General features: G+C 68.6%; 8 protein-coding genes. 6 read left to right on the top strand and 2 right to left on the bottom strand.

Annotation, left to right across the window (positions count from 1 at the left end):
• Positions 1-432 precede the first annotated feature (432 nt).
• From GUY60_RS27120 to pknB, 6 genes are all read left to right on the top strand, one after another.
• Positions 433-1290 (top strand): FHA domain-containing protein, encoded by an 858-nt coding sequence (locus GUY60_RS27120; protein ID WP_161702409.1) that lies wholly within the window; start codon positions 433-435, stop codon positions 1288-1290.
• A 10-nt stretch (positions 1291-1300) separates the two neighbouring features.
• A complete protein-coding gene (locus GUY60_RS27115; protein ID WP_161702407.1) occupies positions 1301-1813 on the top strand; it encodes an FHA domain-containing protein FhaB/FipA in 513 nt (170 codons plus the stop codon).
• A gap of 84 nt (positions 1814-1897) precedes the next feature.
• Positions 1898-3391 (top strand): Stp1/IreP family PP2C-type Ser/Thr phosphatase, encoded by a 1494-nt coding sequence (locus tag GUY60_RS27110; protein ID WP_161702405.1) that lies wholly within the window; start codon positions 1898-1900, stop codon positions 3389-3391.
• Between the two features lie 21 nt (positions 3392-3412).
• Positions 3413-4822: an FtsW/RodA/SpoVE family cell cycle protein gene (locus GUY60_RS27105; protein WP_161702403.1), complete on the top strand. Its 1410-nt coding sequence runs from the start codon at positions 3413-3415 to the stop codon at positions 4820-4822.
• The gene (locus GUY60_RS27100) at positions 4819-6282 is read left to right on the top strand and encodes a peptidoglycan D,D-transpeptidase FtsI family protein (protein WP_161702401.1); all 1464 of its coding nucleotides are present in this window, start codon (positions 4819-4821) and stop codon (positions 6280-6282) included. Before GUY60_RS27105 ends, GUY60_RS27100 begins: the two co-directional genes overlap by 4 nt.
• A gap of 160 nt (positions 6283-6442) precedes the next feature.
• Entirely contained in the window at positions 6443-8464 is a 2022-nt protein-coding gene (gene pknB, locus GUY60_RS27095) for a Stk1 family PASTA domain-containing Ser/Thr kinase (RefSeq protein ID WP_161702400.1), read from the top strand.
• Positions 8465-8558: 94 nt separating this feature from the next.
• On the opposite strand, the gene GUY60_RS27090 is transcribed toward pknB, so the two are convergent.
• The gene (locus tag GUY60_RS27090) at positions 8559-9296 is read right to left on the bottom strand and encodes a class E sortase (RefSeq protein WP_161702398.1); all 738 of its coding nucleotides are present in this window, start codon (positions 9294-9296) and stop codon (positions 8559-8561) included.
• A gap of 30 nt (positions 9297-9326) precedes the next feature.
• Positions 9327-10413: class E sortase (locus GUY60_RS27085; protein WP_161702396.1), on the bottom strand; the 1087-nt coding region annotated here is incomplete at its 5' end.

Raw genomic sequence — 10413 nt, 5'->3', positions numbered from 1 at the left:
CCCTGACCCCACCCTGACTTGCCCCTCAGTCCCCCTTACTCCTCCCTTATTTAGTCCTCGCTCATGCCCGTGGAGGTATCCAGGTGCGGGACACTGGCTTGTGGCCGCCTCTACGATCCGGTGTGGGAGTGCGTGGGCAGGACATGTGCATGCACATGGATGAGCACAGGTACGGCATGTGGACGAGGACCGCGTGCGGCACGTGGACGTGGTCAGGTGGAGACACCTGATCGAGGAGTGCGGAGTGCTTTGACCTGGGCATGTGAGCCGGGACATGCGGAGCGCGTCGGAATGACGTGTGAAGTGCGTGGACGGGGACATGTGAGAGGCGACACCCATCCGCAGGCCAGAGAAGGGGAACCAGCCGATTTCCCGGCGCGTGGATACGATCAGTAAGCAGTACCAGGATGACAACGACCGGAGGAGGTGCCCATGGGAGTCCTGAAGAAGTTCGAACAGCGACTCGAAGGCCTGGTCAACGGCACCTTCGCCAAGGTGTTCAAGTCCGAGGTCCAGCCGGTCGAGATCGCGGGGGCCCTCCAGCGTGAGTGCGACAACAACGCCACGATCTGGAACCGCGAACGGACCGTCGTACCCAATGACTTCATCGTGGAGCTCAGCGCTCCCGACTACGAGCGGCTGAGCCCGTACTCGGGGCAGCTCGGTGACGAGCTGTCCGGGATGGTGCGGGACTACGCGAAGCAGCAGCGGTACACCTTCATGGGGCCGATCAAGGTTCACCTGGAGAAGGCTGAGGACCTGGACACCGGTCTGTACCGGGTCCGGAGCCGGACGTTGGCGTCGAGTTCGTCGCAGGCGCCGGCGGGGCCCGGTGCGGCTCCTGCCGGTGGGCAGCAGCGTGGCGGGGGTTATGGCTATCCGCCCGCGGCCGGCGCTCAGGCCGGTGCGCCCGCGGGTGCGCCGCCGATGCCGGCCGCTCCGCCGCCCGGTGCGGCTCGTGGGCCGCAGGCGCGCGCGCAGGGGCCCGCGGGTCCGTTGCCGGGCGCGCAGACGCGGCGCTGGATCGAGATCAATGGCACACGTCATCAGATTTCGCGTACGACGATGGTTCTGGGCCGCAGCACCGACGCTGATGTACGGATTGACGACCCCGGCGTATCGCGCCGGCACTGTGAGATCCGGACCGGAACGCCCTCGACGATCCAGGATCTCGGGTCTACCAACGGCATCGTGGTAGACGGGCAGCACACCACCCGCGCTACGCTCCGCGACGGCTCGCGGATCGTCGTGGGCAGCACCACCATCATTTACCGGCAAGCCGAAGGGTGAAGCGGGGGCAATGTCAGAGCTGACCCTGACGGTCATGCGGCTGGGTTTTCTGGCCGTCCTGTGGCTGTTCGTGATTGTGGCCGTTCAGGTCATCCGCAGCGATCTGTTCGGTACGCGGGTCACGCAGCGCGGTTCGCGCCGCGGTGGCGAGGCGCGTCCGCAGGCTCGCCAGCAGGCGGCGCCTGCGCCGCGCCAGCAGAGCGGTGGCGGGGGACGGCAGCGCCGTGGTGCGCCGTCGAAGCTGGTGGTGTCGGAGGGCACGCTCACGGGTACGACGGTCGCGCTGCAGGGGCAGACGATCAGCCTGGGCCGTGCGCACGATTCCACGATCGTCCTGGACGACGACTACGCCTCCAGCAGGCATGCCAGGATCTACCCGGACCGGGACGGCCAGTGGATCGTCGAGGATCTCGGGTCCACCAACGGCACGTATCTCGACCGGACCCGGCTGACGACCCCGACGCCCGTGCCTCTCGGTGCGCCGATCCGCATCGGCAAGACCGTCATCGAGCTGCGGAAGTAGTAACCACGTCATGTATGAGCGCGAGCGGAGCGAGCGAGTGGACGCGGCCCGTAGGGCGGGCCCGAGCATGCTCCCGACCGGAGGGTGGGCACCGTGCGGATGTACCCGGAGCCGACGGGCGAGGTGCGCATGAGTCTGTCACTGCGCTTCGCCGCCGGATCGCACAAAGGCATGATCCGGGAGGGGAACGAGGACTCGGGTTACGCCGGTCCGCGGCTGCTCGCGATCGCCGACGGGATGGGTGGACAGGCGGCCGGTGAGGTCGCGAGCTCCGAGGTGATCTCCACACTCGTGCAGCTCGACGACGATGTGCCGGGCTCGGACATCCTGACGTCCCTCGGGGACGCCGTGCAGCGGGCCAATGACCAGCTGCGCGTGATGGTCGAGGAGGACCCGCAGCTGGAGGGCATGGGGACGACCCTGACCGCCCTGCTGTGGACGGGTCAGCGGCTCGGTCTCGTGCATGTCGGTGACTCGCGAGCGTATCTGCTGCGCGACGGTGTGCTGACGCAGATCACGCAGGACCACACGTGGGTGCAGCGTCTCGTCGACGAGGGCCGGATCACCGAGGAAGAGGCGACCACGCACCCGCAGCGGTCGCTCCTGATGCGTGCGCTGGGCAGCGGCGACCATGTCGAGCCGGACCTCTCCATCCGTGAAGTCCGGGCCGGCGACCGGTACTTGATCTGTTCCGACGGTCTCTCCGGTGTGGTCTCGCACCAGACGATGGAAGAGGCACTCGCCAGCTATCAGGGTCCGCAGGAGACCGTGCAGGAGCTGATCCAGCTCGCGCTGCGCGGTGGCGGTCCCGACAACGTGACGGTGATCGTCGCGGATGTGCTGGACATCGACAGCGGGGACACCCTGGCCGGGCAGCTCGTCGACACCCCGGTGGTGGTGGGCGCGGTCGCGGAGAACCAGCTGCAGCAGAACGACAACGGCGCGATGCAGACCCCGGCGGGCCGTGCGGCCGGTCTGGGTCGTCCGGTGCCGCCGCAGCCCACGGGTGGCTTCGGCCCGCCCGGCTCGGCCGAGCCGGACGCGTATGTTCCGGAGGGTTCCTTCGGGGCGTACACGGACGAGGACTTCAGGAAGCCGCGCGGGCGCGGCAAGTGGATCAAGCGGTCGCTGTTCGCGGTGCTCGCCCTGGCCCTCCTGGGCGGTGGCCTGTACGGCGCGTACTACTGGACGCAGACGCAGTACTACGTGGGTGCGAAGGACGGGCATCTCGCGCTGTACCGCGGCATCAACCAGGACCTGGCGTGGGTGAGCCTCTCCGAGATCGAGGAGGAGCACCCCGACGTCGAGCTGAGCTGCCTGCCGAGTTTCCAGCGCGACAAGATCGAGGAGACGGGTCTCGACCCGACGACCCTCGAGGCCGCGCGGCAGAAGATCTCCGAGCTGACGGCCGACTGCCGGGAAGCCCAGAAGCGGAAGGCGGAGGAGGAGTCGAACGCCGCGACCGGTGAGGGCGAGGCGGGCGGCACCAGTGGCTCCACCAAGGACGGCAAGGGCGCCGCAGACGACAGCGAGACGCCGACCACTGCACCCGGCGGCTCCACCGCCGGCCGGCAGTAGGCGCAGGGGGCTTTTCCAGCCATGAGCAGTACGACACACACGTCCACCATCGGCGCGATCGGGGCGCCGAGCCGACGCAACACCGAGCTGGCCCTGCTTGTCTTCGCGGTGGCCATCCCGTGCTTCGCGTACGCCAATGTGGGTCTCGCCATGACCGGCGAGATGCCCACGGGCATGCTCGGGTACGGGCTCGGCCTGGGGCTGCTCGCGGCGGTCGGTCACCTGGTGGTGCGGAAGTTCGCGCCGTACGCGGATCCGTTGCTGCTGCCGCTGGCGACGTTGCTGAACGGGCTGGGGCTCGTGGTGATCTGGCGGCTCGACCAGTCGCAGCGTCTGCAGCAGCGTGCGGAGAATCTCTTCGGCTCGTTCAGCCCGGACGCCCCGAAGCAGTTGATGTTCTCGGCGGTCGGTATCGCGCTGTTCGTGGCTGTGCTGATACTCCTCAAGGACCACCGGATCCTGCAGCGCTACACGTACATCTCGATGGCCGTGGCGCTGGTGCTGCTGATCCTGCCGATGTTCTTCCCGGCTGTGAACGGCGCGAAGATCTGGATCAGTCTGGGGCCGTTCTCGATCCAGCCCGGCGAGTTCGCGAAGATCATCATCGCGATCTTCTTCTCCGGGTACTTGATGGTGAAGCGCGACGCGCTGGCGCTTGCCAGTCGCCGCTTCATGGGCATCTATCTCCCGCGTGGCCGTGACCTCGGGCCGATCATCACGATCTGGGCGATGAGCCTGCTCATCCTGGTCTTCGAGACCGACCTCGGTACGTCGCTGCTGTTCTTCGGCATGTTCGTCGTGATGCTGTACGTGGCGACGGAGCGCACCAGCTGGATCGTGTTCGGTCTGCTGATGTCGGCCGTCGGCGCCGTGGGTGTGGCCACGTTCGAGTCGCACGTCCAGCAGCGTGTGGACGCCTGGCTGCACCCGTTCTCCGACACGGTGATGCAGCAGAGCGACCAGGTCGCGCAGTCCCTGATGGCGTTCGGTTCGGGCGGTGTGCTCGGCACGGGCCTCGGGCAGGGCAACTCGGACCTGATCGGCTTCGCCGCGAACTCCGACTTCATCCTCGCCACGTTCGGTGAGGAGCTGGGCCTGGCCGGGATGATGGCGTTCCTGCTGATCTACGGCCTGATCGTGGAGCGCGGTGTGCGTACGGCGCTGGCCGCGCGTGACCCGTTCGGCAAGCTGCTCGCGGTCGGTCTGTCCGGCGCGTTCGCCATTCAGGTGTTCGTGGTGTGCGGCGGCGTCATGGGCCTCATTCCGCTGACCGGCATGACGCTGCCGTTCGTCGCGCAGGGCGGCTCGTCCGTCATCGCCAACTGGGCGCTGATCGCGATCCTGATCCGTATCAGCGACACCGCCCGCCGTCCGGCCCCGGCGCCCGCGCCGAACCCTGATGCCGAGATGACCCAGGTGGTGCGGCCGTGAACAAGCCCGTGCGCCGCATCGCGATCTTCTGCGGGCTGCTCGTGCTCGCCCTGCTGCTGCGGGACAACTGGCTGCAGTACGTGTCGGCGGACGAGCTGCGTACGCATGAGAAGAACCGGCGTGTGCTGATCGAGCGGTACGCGCAGGAGCGGGGCGACATCATCGTCGACGGCAAGCCCGTCACCGGTTCCGAGCGGACCACCGGCAGTGACTTCGCGTACAAGCGGACGTACAAGAACGGCGAGATGTGGTCGCCGGTGACCGGGTTCGCGTCGCAGTCGTTCGGGGCGACGCAGATCGAGTCGCTGGAGGACGAGATCCTCACCGGCAATGACGACCGGCTGTTCTTCCGCCGCACCCTCGACATGATCACCGGCAAGAAGCAGGGCGGCGGCAATGTCGTCACCACGCTGAACGCCGACGCGCAGCGGGCCGCGTTCCAGGGCCTCGGTTCGAAGAAGGGTGCCGTCGCGGCGATCGACCCGTCGACCGGCGCGATCCTGGCCCTCGCCTCCACCCCGTCGTACGACCCGTCGAAGTTCGCGGGCAACGGCAAGGCGGACTCGGAGGCGTGGCAGCGGCTCGAGAAGAACCCGGACAAGCCGACGCTGAACCGCGCGCTGCGTGAGACGTACCCGCCGGGTTCCACGTTCAAGGTGGTCACCGCGGCGGCGGCGCTCGAGCACGGCCTGTACGACGACCCGGACGAGAAGACCGAGTCGCCGCTGCCGTGGACGATGCCGGACACGCAGACCGAGCTGAAGAACGAGGGCGACATCCCCTGCCGGAACGCGACGCTGCGGGACGCGCTGCGGGTGTCGTGCAACACGGTGTTCGGCAAGATCGGTTCGGATCTCGGCAAGGACAAGATGCTGGAGACGTCCCAGAAGTTCGGCTTCAACAAGGAGCAGTTCATTCCGGTGCGGTCCTCGGCGTCGATCTTCCCGAAGGACATGGACAAGCCGCAGACGGCGCTGAGCTCCATCGGCCAGTTCGAGACGGCGACGACGCCGCTGCAGATGGCGATGGTCGCGTCCGCGGTCGCGAACGACGGCACGCTCATGGAGCCGTACATGATCGACCAGCTGCAGGCCCCGAACCTGGACGTGATCGAGAAGCACGATCCGAAGGTGATGAGCGAGCCGCTGTCCAAGCCGAACGCGCAGAAGCTGCAGGAAATGATGGAGACGGTGGTCCAGCAGGGCACCGGCACCGCCGCGCAGCTTCCGAACGCGACGGTCGGCGGCAAGACCGGCACCGCGCAGCACGGCGTCGACAACAGCGAGAAGCCGTACGCCTGGTTCATCAGCTACGCGAAGAACCCGAGCGGCGGCGCCCCGGTCGCGGTGGCCGTGGTCGTCGAGGACAGCGACGCCGACCGCGGTGACATCTCTGGTGGCGGCCTCGCCGCCCCGATCGCCAAGAACGTCATGAAGGCAGTCATCGACAGCGAGAAGTGACAGCGCCGAGTGACGTCTGTCACGGCGGTACCGGTCCGGTATCAGGTGCCGCTTGCGGCCAGATCATGCTTGAACCGGCCGGTACGGTATGCCGGGACAGCACACCGCCGGACCACACAAAGGTGCGGTCGGGACTGACGGAGAGGGCTGGTAGGTAGCTATGGAAGAGCCGCGTCGCCTCGGCGGCCGGTACGAGCTGGGCCAGGTGCTCGGCCGTGGTGGCATGGCGGAGGTCTACCTCGCCCATGACACTCGCCTCGGTCGCACCGTCGCCGTGAAGACGCTCCGGGCGGACCTCGCCCGCGATCCGTCGTTCCAGGCCCGGTTCCGCCGAGAGGCCCAGTCCGCCGCCTCGCTCAATCATCCGGCCATCGTCGCGGTCTACGACACCGGCGAGGACATGGTCTACGACAGCCCCGGCGGCGGCGCCGGGGTCTCCATCCCGTACATCGTGATGGAGTACGTGGACGGGTCGACGCTCCGCGAGCTGCTGCACTCCGGGCGCAAGCTGCTGCCCGAGCGGTCCATGGAGATGACGATCGGCATCCTCCAGGCCCTGGAGTACTCGCACCGGGCCGGCATCGTGCACCGCGACATCAAGCCCGCGAACGTCATGCTGACGCGCAACGGCCAGGTCAAGGTCATGGACTTCGGCATCGCCCGCGCCATGGGCGACTCCGGCATGACGATGACGCAGACCGCGGCCGTGATCGGCACCGCGCAGTACCTGTCGCCGGAGCAGGCCAAGGGCGAGCAGGTCGACGCGCGCTCCGACCTGTACTCGACGGGCTGCCTGCTGTACGAACTCCTCACCGTGCGGCCGCCGTTCATCGGTGACTCGCCGGTCGCGGTGGCGTACCAGCACGTGCGGGAAGAGGCGCAGCCGCCGAGCACGTTCGACACCGAGATCACGCCCGAGATGGACGCGATCGTGCTGCGGGCCCTGGTGAAGGACCCCGACTACCGCTACCAGTCGGCCGACGAGATGCGGGCCGACATCGAGGCGTGCCTCGACGGTCAGCCGGTCGCGGCGACGGCGGCGCTCGGCGCGGTCGGGTATGGCGGCGGGCACCCGGACGACCAGCACACGGCGGTCCTGCGCCCGCAGAACGGCGGCGGCCAGACCTCGATGCTGCCGCCGGTCAACCCGGACGACGGCGGGTACGGCTACGACGACCGGCCGCAGCGCCGCCGCGAGCGGAAGGGCGGCGTCTCCACGGCGCTGCTGATCCTCGCGGGTGTGCTGGTCCTGGTCGGCGCCATCCTGATCGGCAAGGAAGTCTTCGGTAGCGGTGGCACCGCCGACGACGGGAAGGTGCCCGTACCGGACTTCGTGGGCGCGACCGTCGACCAGGCCAAGAAGCGGGCGCAGAACGGCGATGTGAAGCTGTCCATCGACCGCAAGCCCTGCGAGGACATGGCGAAGGACAAGGTCTGCAGCCAGGACCCGGTGGACGGGGAGGTCCCCAAGTTCGACACGATCTCCGTGGTCGTGTCGACGGGCGCCCCGAAGGTGGCTGTGCCGAACGTCATCGGTGACTCCATCGAAGAGGCCAAGGCCAAGCTGCAGGGCGAGAAGTACGGCCTGGTCGTCAAGGAGAAGCCGAAGGAGTCCACGGAGGAGCCCGGTCAGGTCCTCGACCAGGACCCGACGTACGGCACCGAGCTGCGGAAGGGCGCCACCGTCACGCTGACCGTGGCGAAGGAGCAGGAGCAGGAGACCGTTCCGAACGTGGTCGGCCAGCAGGTCGGCGCGGCCAAGCAGCAGCTCGAGGCCAACGGGTTCGTGGTGGAGACCCAGGAGGTCCCGAAGGACGACGTCCCGGCGGGCCAGGTCACCGAGCAGACGCCGAAGGGCGATACGCAGGCCGACCCGGGTTCCGTCGTCACGCTGACCGTGGCCAAGGCGGGCGAGCAGGTCGCGGTTCCGGCGCTGACCGGGCAGAAGCTGAAGGACGCGAAGAAGGCGCTGGAGGACGCGGGCCTCACGCCGGGCACCGTGTCCGGCGGACCGGACGACGACAACGCCACCGTCGTGATGACGGACCCGCCCGCGGGCACCCAGGTGCCGGGCGGTACGACGGTCAACTTCACCACCACGCCCGGTCAGGGCAACGGCGGTGACGGCGGCGACGACGGATGGTTCGGCGGGACGTCCGGCCTCAGCACCCGCAAGGACTGAGACCGAGGGGAACGCGTAACGAGAAGACCCCCGGCGCCTCCTTCAGGGAGGTGGCCGGGGGTCTTCTCGCATCCGGAGAGCTGAGCTGGGAAGCTCAGCGCAGTTCCGGCGGCGGCGTCCGCTCGTTGTCGACCTTCTCGACGCGGTCCAGCTCGCCCCACACGATGTACCGGTACGTGGAGGTGTAGACCGGCGTGCACGTGGTGAGCGTGATGAGGCGGCCCGGCTTCTTCCTGCCGGATTCCTTGGGGACCTTGTCGAGGACGTCCACGTTGAACTTCGAGGTCTCGGCGAGCTTCGCGAAGACCTTGTAGACGTACCACTTGTCCTGGGACTCGTAGACGATCGCGTCGCCGTCCTTGAGCTTGTCGATGTTGTGGAACTTGGCCCCGTGGCCGTCGCGGTGCGCGGCGAGCGCGAAGTTGCCCTTGGCGTGCTCGGGCAGCGCCGACTTGACGGGCTTGGTGTAGTACCCGGCGACACCGTCGTTGAGGATCTTCGGCTCGGTGCCCTTCTTGACCAGGATCTCGCCGGCCTTCATCCCCGGTACGTGCAGGAAGCCGATGCCGTCCTTGGTGTCCAGGGCGCCGGGGCCGCCCGCCCAGCGGTCGCGTACCGCGTCGCCCTGCTTGCGGGCTTCCTTGTCCGCCTGGACGTTGGTCCACCACAGCGAGTAGACGACGAACAGGCCGAGGATCAGCCCGGCGGTGATGAGGAGTTCGCCGAAGACGCTGACGGCGGTGGCGAGGCGCCCTGTGCGCGAGCGGCGCTTCGGCGCGGCCCGTCGGCCGCTGCTCTCGGTGCGCTCGTCCTCGTCGGTGGTGGCTACCACGGCTTCCCGCCCCGTCCTCGTTCTGTCTCGTCAGCGAACGAGCGCATCCGGTTTGCCCTTGCTGCGCGGCCGTTCCTCGACCATCTTGCCCCAGACGATCATTCGATAGGTACTGGTGAATTCCGGGGTGCACGTGGTCAGCGTGATGTAGCGGCCGGGCCCGGTGAAGCCCGAGCCCTTGGGGACCGGTTCGATGACCCCCGTATTGCTGGGGCTGGTCTGCGGAAGGATGCTCTGCATCGCGTAGACGTAGTACTTGTCCTGGGTCTCGACGACGATCTGGTCGCCCTTCTCCAGGCGGTTCACGTAGCGGAACGGTTCGCCGTGGGTGTTGCGGTGTCCCGCCACGGCGAAGTTGCCCTTCTTGTCGCTGGGCATCGCGGTCTTCAGGGTGCCGTCGGCGTAGTGCCCGACCATGCCGCGGTCGAGGACGCGTTCCTTGTCGATGCCCTCGGCGACGGGGACGACGACGTCGAGCCGCGGGATGTGCATGATCGCGAAGCCCTGGCCGGGCTCGAACGCGCCGGGCTTGCGCGCGCCGCTCGCCCAGCCCTCCTGGATCTTGTCGGTCTCGCTGCCCGCCTCCTGCCCGGCCCGCACGTTCGTCCACCACAGCTGGTACGTGACGAACAGCAGCATCAGGACGCCCACGGAGATGAACAGTTCCCCGACGGCCCGGCTCGCGACGACCGCGGGGCTCGGCTTCTTCGCCCGCTCCGCGCGCCGCGCCTCCACGCGGGACAGGGGCGCGCCGTCGGACTTGGCCGCGGCGGCGGGCTGCGCCGCGGCCGGGCGTCTGCGGTGCCCGCCGCCCCGCCGCGTGGCCTGCTGCGCGGCCCGCCGCCGAGCCGCACGCCCCTCGGCGGGCCGCTCCGGCGTCGCGCCCTCGGCATCACTCCCGGCATCGCTCCCGACCGGCTTCTGAGCGAGCTTGTCGGTCATACGGCGCGTGTCCGCGGTCCGCAGTCCCACGGTCTCGTCGTCGACGGGCACGGGGAGCGCGGACGGCTGCTCGTACGGCTGCTCGTACGGGTCGGGGGCGGCGGCGACCGGGGCCGGCTCGTACGGGTCGGGAGTGGGCGCGTACGACTGGGGCTGGGGCTGCTGGGGCTGCGGC

Origin of the sequence: Streptomyces boluensis, from assembly GCF_009908195.1 — a bacterium.
GTDB classification, from domain to species: domain Bacteria; phylum Actinomycetota; class Actinomycetes; order Streptomycetales; family Streptomycetaceae; genus Streptomyces; species Streptomyces boluensis.
This window is presented reverse-complemented; position numbering and strand designations above follow the sequence as displayed.

Coding starts and splice junctions, on each gene's coding strand:
- GUY60_RS27115 (WP_161702407.1), top strand. CDS start 1,301: ATGTCAGAGCTGACCCTGACGGTCATGCGGCTGGGTTTTCTGGCCGTC.
- GUY60_RS27105 (WP_161702403.1), top strand. CDS start 3,413: ATGAGCAGTACGACACACACGTCCACCATCGGCGCGATCGGGGCGCCG.
- pknB (WP_161702400.1), top strand. CDS start 6,443: ATGGAAGAGCCGCGTCGCCTCGGCGGCCGGTACGAGCTGGGCCAGGTG.
- GUY60_RS27120 (WP_161702409.1), top strand. CDS start 433: ATGGGAGTCCTGAAGAAGTTCGAACAGCGACTCGAAGGCCTGGTCAAC.